Annotated in this window: 18 protein-coding genes; 14 read left to right on the top strand and 4 right to left on the bottom strand. The window is 44.3% G+C overall.

Translation table 11 applies throughout. From position 1 onward, the window contains the following. The first annotated feature begins 16 nt into the window (after positions 1–16). Positions 17–280: a glyoxalase gene (locus ACQRCC_RS03790; protein WP_427849467.1), complete on the top strand. Its 264-nt coding sequence runs from the start codon at positions 17–19 to the stop codon at positions 278–280. A 46-nt stretch (positions 281–326) separates the two neighbouring features. On the opposite strand, the gene ACQRCC_RS03785 is transcribed toward ACQRCC_RS03790, so the two are convergent. Next, entirely contained in the window at positions 327–758 is a 432-nt protein-coding gene (locus tag ACQRCC_RS03785) for an FMN-binding protein (RefSeq protein ID WP_427849466.1), read from the bottom strand. A 135-nt stretch (positions 759–893) separates the two neighbouring features. Between ACQRCC_RS03785 and pth the strand changes: the two genes are divergently transcribed. From pth to ACQRCC_RS03770, 3 genes are read left to right on the top strand one after another with little or no spacing between them, the layout of a single operon-like run. Then, positions 894–1,478, top strand: a complete 585-nt coding sequence (gene pth, locus ACQRCC_RS03780) for an aminoacyl-tRNA hydrolase (RefSeq protein WP_427849465.1) — start codon at positions 894–896, stop codon at positions 1,476–1,478. A 3-nt stretch (positions 1,479–1,481) separates the two neighbouring features. Next, positions 1,482–4,820, top strand: coding sequence for a transcription-repair coupling factor (mfd, locus tag ACQRCC_RS03775; protein WP_427849464.1), 3,339 nt, complete (start codon positions 1,482–1,484; stop codon positions 4,818–4,820). A 54-nt stretch (positions 4,821–4,874) separates the two neighbouring features. Continuing rightward, positions 4,875–5,945, top strand: a complete 1,071-nt coding sequence (locus ACQRCC_RS03770; RefSeq protein ID WP_427849463.1) for a peptidylprolyl isomerase — start codon at positions 4,875–4,877, stop codon at positions 5,943–5,945. Positions 5,946–5,986: 41 nt separating this feature from the next. Here ACQRCC_RS03770 and ACQRCC_RS03765 read toward each other — a convergent pair whose 3' ends face one another. Then, positions 5,987–6,433, bottom strand: coding sequence for a GatB/YqeY domain-containing protein (locus ACQRCC_RS03765; protein ID WP_427849462.1), 447 nt, complete (start codon positions 6,431–6,433; stop codon positions 5,987–5,989). 173 nt (positions 6,434–6,606) lie between these two features. Here ACQRCC_RS03765 and ACQRCC_RS03760 point away from each other — a divergent pair, with 173 nt between their 5' ends. The 3 genes from ACQRCC_RS03760 to ACQRCC_RS03750 all read left to right on the top strand — a co-directional run bounded on the left by ACQRCC_RS03760 (position 6,607) and on the right by ACQRCC_RS03750 (position 11,254). Further along, on the top strand, positions 6,607–7,806 hold the full coding sequence (locus ACQRCC_RS03760; protein WP_427849461.1) for an iron-containing alcohol dehydrogenase: 1,200 nt from the start codon (positions 6,607–6,609) through the stop codon (positions 7,804–7,806). 154 nt (positions 7,807–7,960) lie between these two features. Continuing rightward, a complete protein-coding gene (locus tag ACQRCC_RS03755) occupies positions 7,961–9,328 on the top strand; it encodes a peptide MFS transporter (protein WP_427849460.1) in 1,368 nt (455 codons plus the stop codon). A gap of 138 nt (positions 9,329–9,466) precedes the next feature. Next, positions 9,467–11,254, top strand: a complete 1,788-nt coding sequence (locus ACQRCC_RS03750) for an aminopeptidase P family N-terminal domain-containing protein (protein WP_427849459.1) — start codon at positions 9,467–9,469, stop codon at positions 11,252–11,254. A gap of 88 nt (positions 11,255–11,342) precedes the next feature. On the opposite strand, the gene ACQRCC_RS03745 is transcribed toward ACQRCC_RS03750, so the two are convergent. Together ACQRCC_RS03745 and ACQRCC_RS03740 are read right to left on the bottom strand one after the other, a co-directional pair. Continuing rightward, positions 11,343–12,038 (bottom strand): GntR family transcriptional regulator, encoded by a 696-nt coding sequence (locus ACQRCC_RS03745; protein WP_427849458.1) that lies wholly within the window; start codon positions 12,036–12,038, stop codon positions 11,343–11,345. A gap of 70 nt (positions 12,039–12,108) precedes the next feature. Further along, complete coding sequence (locus ACQRCC_RS03740) at positions 12,109–13,230, bottom strand: glycerate kinase (RefSeq protein ID WP_427849457.1); 1,122 nt, start codon at positions 13,228–13,230, stop codon at positions 12,109–12,111. A 160-nt stretch (positions 13,231–13,390) separates the two neighbouring features. Here ACQRCC_RS03740 and ACQRCC_RS03735 point away from each other — a divergent pair, with 160 nt between their 5' ends. The 7 genes from ACQRCC_RS03735 (at position 13,391) to secD (ending at position 19,881) form a co-directional block, all read left to right on the top strand. After that, positions 13,391–13,924, top strand: coding sequence for a V4R domain-containing protein (locus ACQRCC_RS03735; RefSeq protein WP_427849456.1), 534 nt, complete (start codon positions 13,391–13,393; stop codon positions 13,922–13,924). Between the two features lie 16 nt (positions 13,925–13,940). Beyond that, positions 13,941–14,834, top strand: coding sequence for a GGDEF domain-containing protein (locus ACQRCC_RS03730; RefSeq protein ID WP_427849455.1), 894 nt, complete (start codon positions 13,941–13,943; stop codon positions 14,832–14,834). Positions 14,835–14,911: 77 nt separating this feature from the next. Continuing rightward, positions 14,912–15,460 (top strand): stage V sporulation protein T, encoded by a 549-nt coding sequence (spoVT, locus tag ACQRCC_RS03725; protein WP_427849454.1) that lies wholly within the window; start codon positions 14,912–14,914, stop codon positions 15,458–15,460. Positions 15,461–15,585: 125 nt separating this feature from the next. Then, on the top strand, positions 15,586–15,960 hold the full coding sequence (locus ACQRCC_RS03720) for a TIGR04086 family membrane protein (RefSeq protein ID WP_427849453.1): 375 nt from the start codon (positions 15,586–15,588) through the stop codon (positions 15,958–15,960). 111 nt (positions 15,961–16,071) lie between these two features. Then, on the top strand, positions 16,072–16,215 hold the full coding sequence (scfA, locus tag ACQRCC_RS03715; RefSeq protein WP_158367707.1) for a six-cysteine ranthipeptide SCIFF: 144 nt from the start codon (positions 16,072–16,074) through the stop codon (positions 16,213–16,215). 97 nt (positions 16,216–16,312) lie between these two features. Then, positions 16,313–17,704 carry a thioether cross-link-forming SCIFF peptide maturase gene (scfB, locus tag ACQRCC_RS03710; protein ID WP_427849561.1) on the top strand — a complete coding sequence of 464 codons (1,392 nt, stop codon included), beginning with the start codon at positions 16,313–16,315 and terminating at the stop codon, positions 17,702–17,704. A 32-nt stretch (positions 17,705–17,736) separates the two neighbouring features. Beyond that, the gene (gene secD, locus ACQRCC_RS03705) at positions 17,737–19,881 is read left to right on the top strand and encodes a protein translocase subunit SecD (RefSeq protein WP_427849452.1); all 2,145 of its coding nucleotides are present in this window, start codon (positions 17,737–17,739) and stop codon (positions 19,879–19,881) included. Positions 19,882–19,914: the final 33 nt, after the last annotated feature.

Raw genomic sequence — 19,914 nt, 5'->3', positions numbered from 1 at the left:
AGGGAGGATGTCTGAGATGTATGAATATGATGAAGAATGCCTGAAGACATTTCTGGAGAATCAGGGACAGTTATTTGATGAACCTGTGGCGGAGACGCTGGAGGAAGCAGAGGCTTTTCTGGAGGACTGCATGGCTGTTGTAGTGAACAGTATCCAGCAGGTACAGGAATTTCTGGAAGAAGAGGGGCTGGATGTGGATGGAATGTCTCTGGAAGAGATTGAAGAGGCAGCAGAAGTCTTTCCACTCCCGAGCGGACAGTATCTGATCGTGGAAGGGTAGTATACGTTCTTTGAAAATGAGATGAGGGACAATGAAGAAGCCGCAGCTATTTGACTGCGGCTTTTTTCAGGGCATCATCGATGGCATTTATGATGACTTGGGAAGTATAGGGAGTCTGTTCAGAATACTGGACGTCATTCAGGGACTGTTTTTCGCAGATCTGCTGCGCAATTTCTTCCATGGTCGGCTGAATCAGCGGGAACATGGTGGTAACCGTTTCATCCAGATTGGCAAATCGAATAGAGTTAATATGGGATTCGTCCACAGTTACTTCTACTTCAAGGGCCGTGTTGTTTAACGAGACGGTGGAAGTATAGACGCCCGGGGTAAACTTTTCTGTATTTCCTGCATCTTTTTTGGCTCCGGGACGAAACATAAACACCAGAAGCAGAATCAGAATTATAGCCAGCACAGCGAATATGGCTGTGTAAATGATTTCTTTCATATGTAGTACAACAATTTTTGTTTTGGAACCCATAATATCCTCCCATAGGCTGAATCATATTCTTACTTTATATAATGTATGACAGGCCGGAAAGAATTATGCTAAAATGCGTGACAAAAGAATCAGCTTCCTGTAGAATGGGTATGCAAAAGGAAAGGTGGAATAGGTATGTTTATTATTGCTGGACTTGGAAATCCTACACTTCAGTATGAGGGAACACGTCATAATGTGGGGTTTGATGTGATAGATGCGATTGCGGATGCATATAATATTTCTGTGGATTATAGAAAGAACCGTGCATTTATAGGTAAGGGGATCATTGGAGGACAGAAGGTGATCCTTGCAAAGCCGCAGACTTATATGAATCTGAGCGGTGAGAGTATCCGCGGTCTTGTGGATTATTATAAAATAGATGAAGAATCGGAGCTTCTGATCATATACGATGACGTGAGTCTGGATGTGGGACAGCTCCGCATCCGGAAAAAGGGCAGTGCCGGAGGACACAATGGAATTAAAAGTATTATTTCCCATCTTGGTACGGATGTATTTCTTCGTATCAAGGTGGGAGTAGGAGAAAAGCCGAAGCAGTATGATCTGGCAGATTATGTGCTGGGACATTTTTCCAAAGAAGACAGGGAACTGATGGAGGAAGGATACAAACGTGCAGTAAAAGCGGTGGAAATGATGGTCACCGGTGATACGGAGGCTGCCATGAATGTATTCAATAAGAAGATAAAATCAAAGGAGTCATAGAATATGCAAGCCCTAATCAGGCCGTTATACGAACTGGCAGAGTTTGAAGAGATCCGGAAAAAACGCGGGAAACAGTCGGGAATGATACAGATATCCGGCTGCGTGAATTCACAGAAAACACATATGATGTATGCTCTTGGCGATGGCTTTCCTTACAGAGTCATCGCCTGTTCCAGTGAGTCAAAGGCCAGGCAGGTTTATGAGGAATACCGCTTTCTGGATAAGAATGTGTGGCTGTATCCGGCCAAGGATTTCCTGTTTTATCAGGTGGATATCCGGGGAAAGGAGCTTTTGAAGCAGAGAATGGCGGTGGTGCAGGCACTTCTGGAGCTGGAAGAGCTTACGGTAGTTACAAGCTTTGATGGGTTTATGGATGCCCTGCTCCCGAAAGAGGAGATAAAAAGCAGGATGATTTCCATTGAAAATGGAATGGTGATAGATTTTAACGCGATTCAGAAGCGGCTTGCAGTCAATGGGTATGAGAGAGAGGAACAGGTGAATGGTCCGGGGCAGTTTGCTGTCCGGGGTGGCATTCTGGATATTTATCCCCTGACGGAGGAATTGCCGGTTCGAATAGAACTGTGGGGAGATGAGGTGGATTCTATCCGTACCTTCGATGTGGACAGTCAGCGTTCCATAGAGAATCTGGAGGGGGTGGATATCTATCCTGCAGATGATTTCCCGACAGAAGAAGCGAAGAGAGTATCCTTTCTGGATTACTTTCCTGTGGAGGATACGATCCTTTTTCTGGATGAGCCGGTGAGGCTTGTGGAAAAGGGAACAGCGGTAGAGGAAGAATTTGTTGAGGCCCAGGCAAAGCGCCTGGAGAGCGGCTGTGAGATTACAGGAGAAGAGATGAAGCTCTATCACAAGTCGGAAGTCATAAAAAAGATGAACAGATATGGCTCCGTCGGGTTCTCGGCTCTGGATACCCGTTGTGGAGAGTTTCATATCTGTCAGAAATATCAGATTCATGCAAAGAGTGTAAATCCTTATAATAACAGTTTTGAAATGCTGACCAGAGATCTGAAGAGGCTAAAGCGGAACGGAAGCCGCGTGATTCTTTTGTCCGGTTCCAGGACAAGGGCGAAACGGCTGGCGGAGGATTTAAGGGACTATAATCTGAGCAGCTTTTACAGTGACGAGATGGACCGGGAAGTGAAACCCGGAGAGATCATGACTACCTACGGTCATGTAGCGGAAGGATATGAATACCCTCTTTTAAAATTTGTGGTAATATCCGAAACAGATATTTTCGGAAAAGGCAAAAAAAAGAAAAAGAGAAAAACCTATGAGGGGCGGAAGATTCAGAGTTTTTCTGAATTAAAGCCGGGAGACTACGTGGTTCATGAAAATCACGGCCTGGGTATTTATCAGGGAATTGAAAAGATTGAAGTAGATAAAGTAGCCAAGGATTATATGAAGATTTCCTATGATAAAGGAGGAAATCTCTATATTCCGGCGACTCAGCTCGATCTGATCCAGAAATATGCAAGTTCGGATGCGAAGAAGCCGAAGCTGAACCGGCTGGGAACCCAGGAGTGGACCAAGACCAGGAACCGCGTGCGGGGAGCGGTCAGAGCCATTGCGAAAGATCTGGTGGAGCTCTATGCTGCCAGACAGGAAAAAGAAGGATTTGTATACGGAGAAGATACGGTCTGGCAGAAGGAGTTTGAGGAAATGTTTCCGTTTGAGGAGACGGAGGACCAGCTTCTTGCCATTGAGGCAGTGAAGAAGGATATGGAAAGCACGAAGATTATGGACCGTCTGATCTGTGGGGATGTGGGATATGGAAAGACAGAGGTTGCTATCCGCGCGGCCTTTAAGGCAGTGCAGGAAAATAAGCAGGTCGTGTATCTGGTTCCCACAACCATTCTTGCCCAGCAGCATTATAATACCTTCCTCCAGAGAATGAAGGAATTCCCGGTGCGGGTGGATCTGATGTGTAGATTCCGTACGGCTGCCCAGCAGAAAAAGACTATCGAAGATACCAAAAGGGGACTGGTGGATATTATCATCGGAACCCACCGGGTACTGAGCGATGATATCAAATATAAGGATCTTGGTCTTCTGATTATCGATGAAGAGCAGCGGTTTGGCGTGCAGCATAAAGAGAAAATCAAGAAGTTAAAGGAAAATGTGGATGTTCTGACCCTTACGGCTACTCCAATACCAAGAACACTGCATATGAGCCTGATCGGTATTCGTGATATGAGTGTACTGGAAGAGGCGCCGGAGGAACGTATGCCGATCCAGACCTATGTTATGGAATATAATGACGAGATGGTCCGGGAGGCTATTGAACGGGAATGTGCCAGACAGGGACAGGTCTACTACGTATATAACCGGGTGGAGGATATTGATGAAATAACCGACCATATTCAGAAGCTGGTACCGGATGTAAATGTGGCATTTGCCCATGGACAGATGCGGGAAAATCAGCTGGAGAGGATTATGTTTGACTTCATAAACGGCGAGATTGATGTGCTGGTCTCCACGACCATTATTGAGACGGGGCTGGACATTTCCAATGTAAATACAATTATTATCCACGATTCTGACCGGTTGGGACTGTCCCAGCTTTACCAGCTTCGGGGAAGAGTGGGACGCTCAAACCGGATGGCTTACGCATTCCTGCTCTATCGCCGGGATAAGCTCCTGAAAGAAGTGGCGGAAAAACGTCTTGCGGCTATCCGGGAATTTACAGATCTCGGTTCCGGTTTCAAGATTGCCATGAGGGATCTGGAGATCCGTGGAGCGGGAAGTCTTCTGGGAGAGGCACAGCATGGACATATGGAGGCGGTCGGATACGACCTTTATTGCAAGATGCTGAACGAAGCGGTTCGGCATCTGAAAGGGGAGACGGATGAAGAAGCCTTTAATACTACCATGGATCTGAATGTGGATGCTTACATTCCGGATTCTTATATTCCAAATGAATATCAGAAACTGGATGTATATAAACGAATTGCTGTGATTGAAAATGAAGAAGAAATGGATGATATGATCGAAGAGCTGATAGACCGGTTTGGTGATATTCCGCGGAAGGTACAGCAGCTTTTGAATATTGCCAACCTGAAAGCAATGGCACATCAGGCTTATGTGACAGCGGTAGAGCAAAAAGGCGAACAGTACACATTTATTATGTATGAAAAGGCAAAAGTACATCCGGAACGGATTCCGCAGTTGATTGCGCAGTATAAGGGAAGTCTGGTGTTTAAGCCGGAGGAGCCGCCCTGCTTTGTGTACAAAAAACAGGGTAAAAATAAAAAAGAGAAGGATGAGGATGTCCTTGAAGTTGTGAAAAATGTGTTAATTTCTCTGAAAGGATTGCTTGAGTAAGGGAAAAAGGTTATAATAAACAGGTTAAAATACGAAGGAGGGTATGGTAAGACCATGAAGAGAAGATTAGCAGTTCTTGCACTTGCGGGTGCTATGACGGTAACGTCACTGACCGGATGTGCAGGCGGACTGAGTGATAAGGATGTAGTCGCAACGGTAGATGGAGATGAGATTACTGCTGATATTGCGAATTTTTATGCAAGATTTACTCAGGCTCAGTATGAAACCTATTATGCCGGTTATCTGGGTGAAGATATGTGGAGCAGTGAGGCAGAAGAAGGAAAAACCTATGAAGAGTCTGTCAAGGATTCTGTTTTAGAGGCTCTGGAGGATATGTATCTTCTGGAAGACCACATGGAAGAGTATGAGGTTGAGATAACCGAAGAAGATGAAAAATCTATTAAAAATGCAGCTACAGATTTTGATGAGGCAAATGGGCTGGACGAGAAAGACAAGGTTTCCGGTTCTGAGAAGACGGTAGAGCGACTGCTTACACTCTTTACTATTCAGGTAAAGATGGATAATGCAATTAAGGCAACTGCTGACCTGGAAGTATCTGATGAGGAAGCGGCACAGAAGAAGATGCAATATGTGGTATTTCCGTTTACAACAACAGATGAGGATGGAAATTCTGTGGAACTGACAGATGACGAGAAGGCTGAGCTTAAGAAAACAGCAGAGGCATTTGCAAAAGGAGCGAAAACAGCTAAGGATTTTGCAGCATATGCAACGGAACAGGAGCAGGAAGCAAAGGATGCTACCTTCGATGGGGAAGAGACTATGACGATTCCGGAACAGCTTGCCAAAGCGGCAGATGCTCTGAAAGAGGGAGAAATCACAGACGTTGTAGAAGGTGATAACGGTTACTATGTTGCGAAGCTGGTAAGTCTGTTTGATAAAGAAGCGACTGAGACTGAGAAAGAAAATATCCGCTCCCAGCGTAAACAGGAAAAGATGGATGAAGTTCTGGAGCAGTGGCGTAAAGATGCGAAGATTGAAGTGAACGAGAAAGTATGGAAAAAAGTTGATTTCAATGAGCTGAGCGTCACCATGAAGATTGAAGAGTCAGAACCCTATGCAGATGAGGCTCAGACAGATGATGTGGCAGATGCTGCAGGAGAATAAAGTGAGCAAAAAGAGACCCGTTTTTGATACGGGTCTCTTTTTTATTGCATGAAGGTAGTCAGAATCTCGTTGACCAGCTTGCCGTCAGCTTTGCCTTTCACCTTCGGCATCAGGCTCTTCATGATACGTCCCTTGTCTTTGCCGGTAGGAGCATCAATTCCAAGTTCTGCAAGAGTAGCGCTGATGACATCCTTAATCTCGGATTCATCCATCATCTTCGGTGCATACTGTTCCAGAACAGAAAGGCGTTTATTACACTCTTCAATGATCTCAGTGCGGTCTGCCGGAGTCATTTCCAGAGTTTCTTTTGTCTGTTTAATTTCTTTTAAAATTACCTGAATCTCTTCTTCGGGTGTCAGGTCACCACGTTTGTCAATGGCCTTATTCTTAAGAGCAGCCAGAAGCATGGACAGAGTTTCTTTTGTTTCTTTGTCGCCGGACTTCATTGCTGCGACCATGGCACTTCTTACTTCGTCGATTTTACTCATGATGATTCCCTCCATATGATGTTATCTTGATATTTTCCTATTGTAGCAGATGAAAGTGAGGATTTCAACCTTTCAGAAGGCGGGTTGACAAGTTTAAATCCTCCTGCTATAGTCATTTTGTTTGAAAATAAGATATTTTGATATTCAAAATGAATAGGAAAGGTGTGGATACTATGAATACAGGTAGAAAAATATATTGCAGAACATTTCAGATGGCTTTTAAGCTGGCCCTGCCGTTTTTGCCCTATCGAAAACCGGAGATTGTAAAGAGTGTCAAGCTTCTTCCGGAAATTATCCGGAAAAAGAAATGTGACAGTGTTCTGATTATCACGGATGCGGGCGTGCATGGGCTGGGACTTACGGCACGGTTGGAAAGTGCACTCCAGGAAGATGGAATCTCCTATGTAATATATGATAAAACAGTGGCAAATCCTACGACGGATAATGTGGCAGATGCACTGGATATGTATTATGAATACGATTGTAATGCGATTATCGGATTCGGCGGAGGCTCCAGTATGGACTGCGCCAAGGCAGTGGGAGCCCGGGTGGCAAAGCCGCACCAGCCACTTTCCAGGATGAAGGGAATCCTGAAAGTACATAAGAAGCTGCCCCTTCTGATTGCAATTCCGACTACAGCGGGAACGGGAAGTGAGACCACGCTGGCAGCAGTGATTACCGATGCTCAGACCAGACATAAATATGCCATCAATGATTTTCCGCTGATTCCCAGATATGCAGTGCTGGATCCGAAGGTAACAGTGAGCCTTCCGCCACACATTACAGCAACCACCGGAATGGACGCGCTGACTCACGCGGTGGAGGCATATATCGGTAATTCGACTACACCGGGAACCAGGAAGGATGCTTTGATGGCGGTGGAACTGATTTTCGAAAATCTGGATCAGGCATTTGAGGATGGTACGAATATAGAGGCAAGGAGAAATATGCTGAAGGCTTCTTACTTTGCGGGCTGTGCTTTTACGAAATCTTATGTGGGATATGTGCATGCAGTGGCTCATTCCCTGGGAGGAGAGTACAATGTGCCCCATGGTCTTGCCAATGCAGTGCTCCTTCCATTTGTGCTGGAGGCCTACGGGGAGAAGATACATAAAAAGCTGCACAGGCTTGCGGTTGCGGCGAAGCTTGCCGATAAAGATACTCCGGCTGATGAAGCGGCAGAGCTGTTCATTGATGCAATTAAGGATATGAAGGAAAGGTTCGGTATTGGGAATAGGATACCTGAAATCAGAGAAGAGGATATTCCGAAGCTTGCCCACTATGCAGATAAGGAGGCCAATCCCCTGTATCCGGTTCCTGTACTGATGGATGAAAAAGAACTGGAAGAGTTTTATTTTCAATTGAGAGGGTAGTTTTCTTGACAGGAGTATGTGCATATTATATAATTAATTATAGATTATCAATAATTTATAATCTATAATACACAATTTCTAATGAAGTGCCTTGTATCAAGAAGCTGATGGAATGTAATTGAGAAAAGGTACAGGGAAAAAGGAGGATGAGTAAATGAGTACTCAAAAACAAAAATACCCACTTGGGTTCTGGGCATGTTCTACGACAGAAATTTTTGAACGTTTTTCCTATTATCTGGGACGTTCGATTCTTCTGGTATTCGTAGCTACAGCTGTTGCACAGGGAGGACTTGGTCTGTCTGATGGTGTGGCTGCCAATATGCAGTCTAACCTGACCGCATTTTCCTACGGTCTTCCGATTGTGTGTGCGATTGTCTGTGACCGTCTGATTGGTGCAAGATATACGACACCTGTCGGCATGGTTCTCTGTGGTATCGGTTACTGGCTTGGTTCCATGGCAACAGACAGTACAATGATGTATGCTATGATATGGTGTATCAGTATCGGTCTTGCATTTTATAAGACTGGTCCGTTGATCGGACGTATTGTGCCGAGAGAACAGCTCAATGCAGCATATTCTATCCGTTATGGACTGGTTAATATTGGTGCATGTGCCGGACCGTTTCTGGTTGGTATTCTGTATCAGGATGTATTTGCTAAAGGTGAAGTTCTCGGATTCAGACCATGCTTTAAGGTGGCAGCAGTCCTGATGTTCCTGGGAGCAATCTGGTTTGCAGTTGGATCACGCTTCATGGGTGATGCCGGTAAGAAACCATTTAAGAAAGAAAAGACTGCTGAAGAGCTTGCTCAGGAAGCAGAAATGAAAGCAAAGAACAAAGAGGCGAAAAAGATTCCTTACACTGTACTGGAGAAAAAGAGAATTGCAGCAATCGTTCTGGTATCTGCGTTCGCGATTATTTTCTGGATCTTCTGGTATCTGGCTTACCTGCCGGTATACTATCACTGGGGCGAGAATGCGAACTGGGTAGTTGCAGGATATAATGTGCCGCTTACATGGTTTGATGCATCTAATGCTCTGTTCTGTGTACTGGTTGGTACATTCGTTACACCGAAACTCTGGAACTATCTGCAGAACAGACCAAAGGGAGATATCAGTATTTATAAGAAATGTGCACTGGGTATTGGTACTCTTGGTGTTGGTTATCTGTTCTTCGCATTGCTTGATGTTATGCGTGGCGATGGTCAGATCAGCTGTCTGTGGCTGTTAATCTTTTCATTACTGATTACCTTTGGTGAGATGTTCTTCTCTCCTCTGGGTAATGCGTTTATTGCAAAATATGCACCGAGCCGTATTTATTCAACCATGCAGTCTGTATGGGGACTTGCAATCTTCTTTGCAGCGAAGGGCTATGGATACCTGTACAATGGATTGTTTGCAGGATCACTGAAATTTACGACTGGATGCTTCATTGTTGCAGTAGTTTCAGCTGTTGCGGTAGTTCTTTTGATCGTTTTGGATAAGCCATTATCAGCTTTGGTAGAGAAAAAAGAAGAAAAGTAGAAAAATCATGTGGATTATTGGATTATAATCATGTAAAATAGTATTAGGATTGCGGGGAGACATAAGGAGTACCTGTCAATCCTAATATTAATTGGAGAAAAATTTATTTTTAGAAATGGAATTAGGAGGCGTAGGATAATGAGTATTCCTGAGAGATTGGCAAATTTACGTGCAAAAATGGCAGAGAAAGGAATCGACGTTTATATCGTTCCGACGGCAGACTTTCATCAGAGCGAATATGTTGGGGAATATTTTAAGGCAAGAAAATACATTACAGGATTTTCCGGTTCAGCCGGAACCGCTGTGATTACAAAGGATGAGGCTCGTCTCTGGACGGATGGCCGTTACTTTATTCAGGCGGCAAAACAGCTGGAAGGTACCACTGTAGAATTGATGAAAATGGGTGAGCCGGGCGTGCCGGAGCTTACAGCATATCTGGAGGAAACTCTGAAAGCCGGAGAGACTCTTGGATTTGACGGACGTGTGGTATCTGTTGGAGAAGGACAGGAATATGCAGATATTGCAGAGAAAAAGGGCGCAAAAGTTGCTTATCATGATGATCTGATTGATCTGATCTGGACAGACCGTCCGGAGCTTTCCAAAGCACCTGCATTTTCGCTGGGAATTGAATATGCGGGAGAATCTGCCGAAGATAAGTTAAAGAGAATCCGTGAAGAGATGTCAAAAGCAGGGGCCAACACACATGTACTTACGACACTGGATGATATCTGCTGGACACTTAACATCCGTGGAGATGATATTGAGTTCTTCCCGCTGGTTCTGTCCTATGCAATCATCACAATGGACGGCATGGAGCTTTACATTGATGAGAGCAAACTGAATGAAGAGATGAAAGCGCAGATGGCAGATCTGAATGTCATCCTTCATCCATATAATGATATCTATGAAGATATCACAAAGCTGGGTGAGGATGCTGTAGTGATGATGGATCCGGATAAACTGAATTATGCCCTTTACAATAATATACCTGAGAATGTGAAGAAGGTAGAAGAGAGAAACCCGTCTATTCTTATGAAAGCGATTAAGAATCCGGTAGAGATTGAAAATATTCGTAAGGCACAGATTAAGGACAGTGTTGCACATGTAAGATTCATGAAATGGCTGAAGGAAAATGTAGGCAAAATGAAGATTACCGAGATGAGTGCTACAGAGAAACTGGATGAACTCCGTGCAGAGATGGGGAACTTTATCCGGCCGAGCTTTGAGCCTATTGCTTCCTATGGTGAACATGGAGCAATCGTTCATTATACCTCTTCCCCGGAGACGGATGTAGAGCTGAAAGAAGGAAACTTCTTCCTGACCGATACAGGTGCAGGATTCTGGGAAGGCTCTACAGATGTTACGAGAACTTATGCACTTGGCGAAGTTACACAGCAGATGAAAGATGACTTTACACTTGTTGCTATCAGTAATCTTCAGCTCGGAAATGCAAAATTCCTGGAAGGATGCACCGGTATGGTACTGGATATTCTCTCCAGAAAACCGTTCTGGGATCGGAATATGAACTTTAATCACGGAACCGGACATGGTGTCGGATATCTTCTGAATATTCATGAAGGGCCTGCAGGTTTCCGTTGGAAATACCGCAAAGGTGAGACAGAGGTTCTCAGAGAAGGTATGATTATTACTGACGAACCGGGAATTTATATTGAAGGTTCTCATGGTGTTCGTCTTGAAAATGAGATTCTTTGCCGCAAGGGTGAGAAGAATGAATATGGACAGTTCATGTACTTTGAGGCGATTACTTTGATTCCGATGGATCTGGATGCAATCAATCCGGATATTATGACAGCGGAAGATAAGATGCTTCTGAATGATTATCACAAGAAAGTATATGAAACAATTTCTCCTTATCTGAATGAGGAAGAGAAAGAATGGCTTGAAAAATATACAAGAGCCATTTAATACCAGATAAAAAGTACCGGGGTGCGTATCGGTGGGATGATGCACTCCGGTATTTTTTATGTAACAGGAAATTCCTCCTACTCGATTCTTATGGTTTAAGAATATCAAAAGAAAATGGAAAATCATTTTCCGACATATGGTTGTCCGACAGCATCTTTGCGATGGAGGCATGATAATGTGTATAAATCGTATCGCATATTGCCTGGCAGTCTTTAGTGAGATAAATGTCATAGAGCTTTTTATGAACTCCATATTGCTTTCCAGCCACAGTGGAACAGTCATCTTTCTGCCGGTAAAATGAAAAGAAAGTGGCAAAGTCCAACGCGTCCCAGGCATTGACCAGATAAGGCATATGGGCTTCCCGAATCAGTATTTTGTGGAATTCGTTATCATTGATAATGGATTCGGTGTAGTCTGAGTCGTCAATCTGTTTCATGGATTCCAGTACATCTGACATCTCCTGAAGGGCATTATCTGAGATATTACCGTTGCATGCCCGGGCGGCGGTAAGTTCGTAGGTCCCGCGAATCAGCAGGGCTTCAATAATATCGTTCAGCGAGAGGTTCCGAACGGAACAGCCTACATTCCGCGTGTATTCTACCAGTCCCTCCTGCTCTAACTGACGAAGCGCTTCCCGAATAGGACCATGACTGACACCAAATTCGGAGCAAAGATCTGATTCGGTAATCCTCATGCCGGGCTCAAGCTCATGGTGTAATATTTTTTTCCGTACGGCATCTGCAACCTGTTCCCGCAGTGTCTTACGATGAATGATGTTTTTCATAGCAATAAATCCTTTTCAAAGAGTATATGATTAATCATACCACAAAATAAAATGAAAGTGTGAAAAAGAATTATAAAAGACGAAAAACCTGTTCAACCGTTTCTCTCATGTTTGATTTTGCATGTTCAGGTTCCATTGCCTCTTCTAACGTTGTGATTCCACGCACAATTGGGAAGAATGCGTCAATTCCGGCCCGATTACATGCGGATGCCTCCGAAGTGACGCTTCCGGCAAATGCAATGACTTTGATTCCGTATTTTTTGGCAAGTCTGGCAATGCCAACAGGTGCCTTTCCCATGATTGTCTGGTAATCCAGTCGTCCTTCACCGGTTACGACGATATCTGCGTCTCTCAGTTCATTTTCCAGTCCGGAAACCTGCATGATCAGGTCGATGCCTGGAATAAGCTCAGCGTGAAGGAAGCCAAGCAGTGCAAACCCAAGGCCTCCTGCCGCCCCGGCTCCCTTGACGTCGGAATAATCACTGCCAAGTGTTTTACTGGCGATTCGGGCATAGTGAGCCATATCCTGATCCAGCTTTTCCTTCAAATCTTCAGTGACGCCCTTTTGAGACCCGTAAATATAGGTGGCACCATTTTTTCCACAAAGGGGGTTGGCTACATCGCAGGCTACCTGAAAGTGGCAGTCTGCCAGAAGAGGATTCTGATTATCGGTTTTTATGACATGGATTTTCCCAAGTGCCTGTCCGCCTTCTCCAACGTCATTCCCGTTTTTGTCCAGAAATTCAAAGCCAAGAGCTTTCAGCATTCCGATACCGCCGTCGTTAGTGGCACTTCCTCCAATTCCGATGATGAAATTCCGGCAGCCTTTTTCGACGGCATCGTTTATCATTTCTCCGACCCCATATGTAGTTGCCAGAAGCGGATTCTTCTTATTAATCAGCGTAATTCCGGCAGCAGATGCCATTTCGATGATGGCAGTCTTCGTTTCCTTCAGATATCCGTAATAGCAGGAGACCGGATCGCCGAGGGGGCCGGTAACGGTGACATTTACCCGTTCACCATGCAGTCCTTCGATAAGAGCATCGACGGTGCCTTCACCTCCGTCAGCAAGAGGTTTAATAACTACTTCCGCATCCGGCTTTGCAGCCAGAATCCCTTCCCGTATGGCTTTTCCGGCGTCCATAGAAGAAAGACAGCCCTTTAGTGAATCTATTGCAACAACAACTTTCATTTCCTTTTAAATTCCTCCCATAATATTGATTAATCAGTAGTATACCATATGAATTATTGTTGGAAAATATGGAAAAAGGTCTTGTTGCTTGAATGTACAGGATTATGATGATATAATGTTACGAAATGAACAGTGGGATAAAAAGAGAGGTATAAACGGTATGGATAAAAATATTTTTCTGGAAGAGCTTCCGGAGATTACATTTGAGGATTATATGAAATATGATAAAGACTCCAGAGGAAATATGGGGGAGATGATTCCGGTATCCGTGTATCGTCTGTTGGAGTATTCTCTCAAGGAAGAACTGGCGGAGTGTTTTGGAAAGGAAAAACAGGTTGAAATTTTCCGAAAAGCCGGGTATCGTGCCGGAAAATATTTTACTGACCATATGCTGGACCGGACGCTTCCTCTGAACGAATTTGTTTCACAGCTTCAGACGCGCATGGAAGAGATGAAGATTGGTATTCTTCGTCTGGAAAGAATAGAGGAGACAGGAAAGATGATCCTTACTGTTTCTGAGGATGCAGATTGTTCCGGCCTTCCACTTTTGGGAGAGACGGTATGCAATTATGATGAAGGTTTTATCGCGGGCATATTGTCTACATATACAGGAAAGGAATATACGGCTACTGAAATAGATTGCTGGGCAACCGGTGACAGGGTGTGCCGTTTCCGTGCGGAAATGAATGAATAAAGGAATTGTTGCTAAAATGGAAGAAAAAAATTGTGAGATTCTTTTCGAGTACCTTAGAAGTATTCTGTATGATTCGGAACCGGAGGAACTGAATATAGCGTTGCTGGATGAGCCTTTCAGAAAACTGGGGATAGGGATGCAGTATCTGGATAAGGCAGTCCGTGAGATGAAGAGTTATTCGGCAGATTTATCCACTGGTAATTTGTCAGGTCCCTGCCCGGGGCGGGATAATTTCCTGTGTGAGAATCTGAAAAATCTTCATGCAAATCTGAATCACCTGACCTGGCAGGCCAAGCAGGTGGCAGCCGGAGATTATTCGCAGCATGTATCTTATCTGGGAGAGTTTTCAGAAGCATTCAATACCATGACGGAACAATTGCGAGAGAGAGAGAAACTTCTGAAACGGGAGGCTGAGAGGCTTTCAGATCAGGCATATACGGATTTTCTTACCCATATCGGCAATCGATTATATTTTATAAAGCAGATGGAAACGCTGCTGGAAGAGAAAAGACCCTTTGTTTTTTGTTATTTTGATCTGGATCATCTAAAATATGTGAATGATAATTACGGACATGCGGAAGGCGATCACTATATCAGAAAATTTGTCTGTCTGGTGAAGAATAGAATCCGGAAGGATGACATTTTTGCCAGAGTCGGGGGAGATGAATTCTGTATTGTTTTCTGTGAAAGCAGACAGGATGTAATTCGGGAAAAAATAGAAAGGATTTTTCAGGAATTTGTCAGCGATGACGGACGGGATTATCCATCCAGCTTCAGCTGCGGTATTATTTCGGTTGATGGAACAGAGGGATTTACCATTAATGAAATTCTGGACCGTGCAGATGAGGCTATGTATGAACAGAAGAGAATGCATAAGAAAAAATATGAAGAGATTCTTATAAACGTATAAAAATCCTCCATTTACAGATACTATTTCCAGATACGGAAAGTTTAGTTGAAAGGTACAGTAAATGGAGGAATAATTATATGAAAGCAACAGGAATTGTGCGCCGTATCGATGACCTGGGAAGAGTAGTGATCCCAAAGGAAATCCGGCGTACCTTAAGAATACGGGAGGGTGATCCTCTGGAAATATTTACAGACCGTGAGGGAGAGATCATCCTGAAAAAATACTCCCCCATCGGTGAATTGTCTGCATTTGCAAGGCAGTATGCAGACAGCCTGTCCCAGACGCTGGGCTGCCTGGTATGTGTCTGCGATATGGACCAGATTATTGCGGCGTCGGGAAGCGGGAAAAAAGATATGCAGGACCGATATATTACAAAACAGATGGAGAGTATCATTGACGGAAGAGAATGCGTACTTGCTGCCTCCGGTGACAAGAACTATACGAAAATTGTGAATGATCAGGAAGAAGAGTTTGCTTTTGAAGTCATTCATCCGATTCTGTGTGAAGGAGATGTGATAGGAGCAGTTATTTTCCTGACCAGAGAGGAAAAAAAGAAATTTGGGGAACTGGAACGGAAGGTGGCAGCCTGTGCCGCCGGCTTTCTGGGACGTCAGATGGAACAGTAGAGATTGTGTGTATGCGCAATTTCTACTGTTTTGATAATGATTCGCAATCTATTTCATGGGTATAATCCGGGACACAGCTACATATGCATTAGATATGATATGATGGGACGGGAGGAAGAGTGCATATGGACAGGAATGTGGAGAAAAACGGGAAAGTATTCTGGATCTTGAAGGCGCTTTTGATTGCGTATGCCGTGACGGGAGCTTTACTGCTTGTACTGGCAATGCTTCTGTATAAGCTGGAACTGGATGAAAAAGCTGTTTCGGCAGGTATCATTGCTATTTATATTACATCGACTCTGGTGGGAGGAATCGTTATTGGGAAAATGGCAAAGATGAGGAGGTTTTTCTGGGGGCTGTGTCTTGGAATAATTTATTTTTTGCTTTTGCTCCTGATTACACTCGGTGTATACCGCACATTAGACAGCAGTGGAGTGAATATGCTGACTACATTTGTTTTATGTGCGGGCGGAGGAATGATAGGTGGAATGATTTCCTGAAAAAACACTTTCCAAACCCTAATGCGTGTGATATAATGTAGTGCAAGCAATAAGCCGTCTGTTTTGATACATATGACGGGACGCAGATAAAATAATAGGAGGGTGTTCAAGATGAAACACGTAAAGACATTAAATACACAGACACTGAACAATACAATGAAAAAGGGCGGATGCGGAGAGTGCCAGACATCCTGTCAGTCAGCATGTAAGACTTCCTGTACAGTAGGAAATCAGACTTGCGAACAGAAAAAATAAGGATTGAAATTAAAAAAGAATTACGTGGAGCAGCGGCTTTACCGGTCGCTGTTTCTTATTGTATAAGGAAAAACTGAAAGGAAAGGGGTACGTGAAAGTGATTCATCAGTACCGTAATAATGGATATAATATCGTGCTGGATGTATACAGCGGGGCAGTACATGTTGTAGATGATCTGTGTTACGATGTGATTGAAAGACTGAATGGACAGAATGAGAACCATACGGCAGATACCCTGAAGGAACCGGCGGTTCTCGAAGATCTGCGCAGTACGCTGGGAGACAAATACACGGCAGAGGATCTGGAAGATGCGCTGGCGGATGTAATTGAGCTTACTGAAGAAGGAAGGCTTTTCGTTCAGGATGCCTATGAAGCCTATATAGGAGAAGTAAAGAAGAGAAAGACGGTTGTGAAAGCACTTTGTCTTCATATCGCCCATGATTGTAATCTGGCATGCAAATACTGCTTTGCGGAAGAAGGAGAATATCATGGAAGAAGAGCGCTCATGAGTTATGAAGTGGGCAAAAAGGCTCTGGATTTTTTGATTGCCAATTCGGGAAGCAGACGCAATCTGGAAGTGGATTTCTTTGGTGGTGAGCCGTTGATGAACTGGCAGGTGGTCAAAGATCTGGTGGCATACGGAAGAGAGCAGGAGAAGCTGCACGATAAACATTTCCGGTTCACGGTTACAACGAATGGAGTACTTCTGAATGACGAGATTCAGGAGTTTGTGAATAAAGAGATGGACAATGTGGTCCTGAGTCTGGACGGAAGAAAAGAAGTGAATGACAATATGCGGCCATTTCGTAACGGTGCAGGCAGCTATGATCTGATCGTTCCGAAGTTCCAGAAGCTTGCCGAGAGCAGGAATCAGGAAAAGTATTACGTCCGGGGAACATTTACCAGAAATAATCTGGATTTTTCCAAGGATATCCTTCACTTTGCAGATCTGGGCTTCAAGCAGATGTCCATTGAGCCTGTAGTGGGAGAAGAGACAGACCCATATGCGATCCGTGAGGAGGATCTTCCACAGATATTTGAGGAGTATGACAAGCTGGCGAAGATCATGATCGAGCGGGAGAAAGAGGGAAAAGGTTTCAATTTCTTCCATTTTATGATCGACCTGGAAGGCGGACCGTGTGTGGCTAAAAGATTGTCCGGATGTGGTTCCGGAACGGAATATCTGGCTGTGACTCCGTGGGGAGATCTGTATCCCTGCCATCAGTTCGTGGGTAAAGAAGAATTTCTCATGGGAAATGTTGATGAAGGAATTGTGAAGCCGGAGATTGCAGATGAATTCAGGGGCTGCAGTGTATATTCCAAAGAAAAATGTAAAAAGTGTTTTGCAAAATTTTATTGCAGCGGAGGCTGTATGGCGAATGCGTATAATTTCCATGGCACGATTCATGATGCTTATGATATTGGATGTGAGATGCAGCGCAAACGCGTGGAATGTGCAATTATGATGAAGGCGGCATTGGCCGAGTAAATATAGCGAAAGGGAAGAAAGGAAGTTAAGCGATGAACAAGAAAAAAGGCATAATCAGCCTTGTTGTCACCGTTCTTCTGGCTGTTGTCCTTGGATTTACGACAATTCAGGGATTTGGAGCAGGTCAGACCGGTGCGGCAAAGAATATTACACTTGGTCTGGATCTGGCAGGCGGTGTAAGTATTACCTATAAGGTAAAGGACAAGAATCCTACCAGTGAAGAGATGAGTGATACCATCTATAAGCTGCAGAAACGTGTGGAAAATTACAGCACAGAGGCAACTGTTTATCAGGAAGGCGATGACCGGATCAGTATCGAGATCCCGGGTGTGACAGATGCCAATACCATTCTGGAAGATCTTGGTAAACCGGGTTCTCTGGAGTTCCAGACAGAGGATGGAACTACCGTTCTTACCGGATCTGATGTAAAGACAGCATCTGCAAGATCCGGTCAGGATGACATGGGTAATAACAAGTATTCCGTGGAGCTGGATCTGACAGAAGAGGGAACAGAAAAGTTTGCTGAGGCAACGACTGCAAATGTGGGAAAACAGATCGCCATTATTTATGACGGTGAGACCATCAGTGCGCCGAGCGTTGATGAGGCAATCACAGGCGGTCAGGCATATATTACCGGTAGTTTTACATTTGAAGAGGCGGAAAATCTTGCATCTACCATCCGAATCGGTGGTCTGAAGCTGGAGCTTGAGGAACTGCGTTCTAACGTGGTTGGAGCCCAGCTTGGAGAACAGGCAATCAGCACCAGTGTGAAAGCAGGTGCCATTGGACTTGCTCTGGTGATTCTCTTTATGATCGCAGTCTATATGCTGCCGGGACTTGCTTCCGGAATTGCCCTGATTATTTATATTGAAATTGTACTGGTAATTCTGAATGCATTTAATGTAACACTGACCCTTCCGGGACTTGCCGGTATTATCCTGGGTATTGGTATGGCAGTAGATGCCAATGTCATCATTTTCGCCCGTGTGCGCGAAGAAATGACAAAAGGAAAGAGCGTGAGAAATTCCCTGAAGACAGGTTTTCAGAAGGCAATGTCTGCTATTGTTGATGGTAACGTTACAACTCTGATTGCGGCAGCCGTTCTGTGGTTGATGGGAACCGGAAGTGTGAAAGGATTTGCCCAGACACTTGCAATCGGTATTCTGGTGTCCATGTTCACAGCTCTGGTTATTACCAGAATGATCGTATATGCATTCTATGCAGTGGGCTTCAGAAAAGAAAAATTATATTACAAGCCGAAGAAAGAGAGAACACCAATCGATTTCCTTGGAAAGAAGAAAATCTGTTTCCTCCTTTCCGCAGTGGTTATCCTTGGAGGAATTGCTGTGATGGGCGTACATTCCGTGGGTGGAAAGGGAGCATTTGCATACAGCCTGGAATTTGAAGGCGGTACTTCTACCAATGTGACATTTAACGAGGATTACTCTATTGAAGAAATCGATTCCAGGATCGTTCCAATTGTTGAGGAAGTAACTGGTGACCATAATGTTCAGACACAAAAGGTTGCAGGAACCAATCAGGTTATTATTAAGACAACCACATTGGATCTGGATACCAGAGAAGCTCTCAATCAGGCAATGGCAGATAATTTCGGTGTAGACGAGGCGACGATTACAGCTGAAAATATCAGTTCTACCGTAAGTAAAGAGATGCGCCAGGATGCGATTATCGCGGTAATCGTGGCTACCATCTGTATGCTGATCTACATCTGGTTCCGGTTCAAGGATATCCGTTTTGCGGCAAGTGCAGTAATCGCACTTCTGCACGACGTATTTGTTGTTCTGGCATTCTATGCAGTGGCACGTATTTCTGTTGGTAATACCTTCATTGCATGTATGCTGACGATCGTAGGTTACTCCATCAATGCGACCATCGTCATCTTTGACCGTATCCGTGAGGAGATGCGTCTGAAGACGAAAGAGGCAGAACTTGCAGAGGTTGTAAATAAGAGTATTACACAGACCCTTACCAGAAGTATCTATACTTCTCTGACAACATTTGTAATGGTTGCAGTTCTGTTTATCCTGGGTGTAAGCTCTATCCGTGAGTTTGCCCTTCCGCTGATGGTTGGTATTATATGCGGTGCTTATTCTTCTGTATGTATTACCGGTGCATTATGGTATGTAATGAAGACGAAATTAGGAAAGAAAAAATAAGAAGAAACAGGCAAATAAAACAGCCGCGCCATG

It is taken from the genome of Sporofaciens sp. SGI.106 (assembly GCF_050314255.1).
Taxonomy (GTDB): Bacteria; Bacillota; Clostridia; order Lachnospirales; family Lachnospiraceae; genus Claveliimonas.
This window is presented reverse-complemented; position numbering and strand designations above follow the sequence as displayed.

Excerpts from the sequence above, each read along its gene's own strand:
- ACQRCC_RS03785 (WP_427849466.1), bottom strand. The coding sequence starts at position 758 with ATGGGTTCCAAAACAAAAATTGTTGTACTACATATGAAAGAAATCATT.
- scfA (WP_158367707.1), top strand. The coding sequence starts at position 16,072 with ATGAAACACGTAAAGACATTAAATACACAGACACTGAACAATACAATG.
- ACQRCC_RS03790 (WP_427849467.1), top strand. The coding sequence starts at position 17 with ATGTATGAATATGATGAAGAATGCCTGAAGACATTTCTGGAGAATCAG.
- ACQRCC_RS03745 (WP_427849458.1), bottom strand. The coding sequence starts at position 12,038 with ATGAAAAACATCATTCATCGTAAGACACTGCGGGAACAGGTTGCAGAT.
- mfd (WP_427849464.1), top strand. The coding sequence starts at position 1,482 with ATGCAAGCCCTAATCAGGCCGTTATACGAACTGGCAGAGTTTGAAGAG.
- ACQRCC_RS03750 (WP_427849459.1), top strand. The coding sequence starts at position 9,467 with ATGAGTATTCCTGAGAGATTGGCAAATTTACGTGCAAAAATGGCAGAG.
- ACQRCC_RS03720 (WP_427849453.1), top strand. The coding sequence starts at position 15,586 with ATGGACAGGAATGTGGAGAAAAACGGGAAAGTATTCTGGATCTTGAAG.
- secD (WP_427849452.1), top strand. The coding sequence starts at position 17,737 with ATGAACAAGAAAAAAGGCATAATCAGCCTTGTTGTCACCGTTCTTCTG.
- ACQRCC_RS03740 (WP_427849457.1), bottom strand. The coding sequence starts at position 13,230 with ATGAAAGTTGTTGTTGCAATAGATTCACTAAAGGGCTGTCTTTCTTCT.
- spoVT (WP_427849454.1), top strand. The coding sequence starts at position 14,912 with ATGAAAGCAACAGGAATTGTGCGCCGTATCGATGACCTGGGAAGAGTA.
- pth (WP_427849465.1), top strand. The coding sequence starts at position 894 with ATGTTTATTATTGCTGGACTTGGAAATCCTACACTTCAGTATGAGGGA.
- ACQRCC_RS03755 (WP_427849460.1), top strand. The coding sequence starts at position 7,961 with ATGAGTACTCAAAAACAAAAATACCCACTTGGGTTCTGGGCATGTTCT.
- ACQRCC_RS03765 (WP_427849462.1), bottom strand. The coding sequence starts at position 6,433 with ATGAGTAAAATCGACGAAGTAAGAAGTGCCATGGTCGCAGCAATGAAG.
- ACQRCC_RS03730 (WP_427849455.1), top strand. The coding sequence starts at position 13,941 with ATGGAAGAAAAAAATTGTGAGATTCTTTTCGAGTACCTTAGAAGTATT.
- ACQRCC_RS03760 (WP_427849461.1), top strand. The coding sequence starts at position 6,607 with ATGAATACAGGTAGAAAAATATATTGCAGAACATTTCAGATGGCTTTT.
- ACQRCC_RS03770 (WP_427849463.1), top strand. The coding sequence starts at position 4,875 with ATGAAGAGAAGATTAGCAGTTCTTGCACTTGCGGGTGCTATGACGGTA.
- ACQRCC_RS03735 (WP_427849456.1), top strand. The coding sequence starts at position 13,391 with ATGGATAAAAATATTTTTCTGGAAGAGCTTCCGGAGATTACATTTGAG.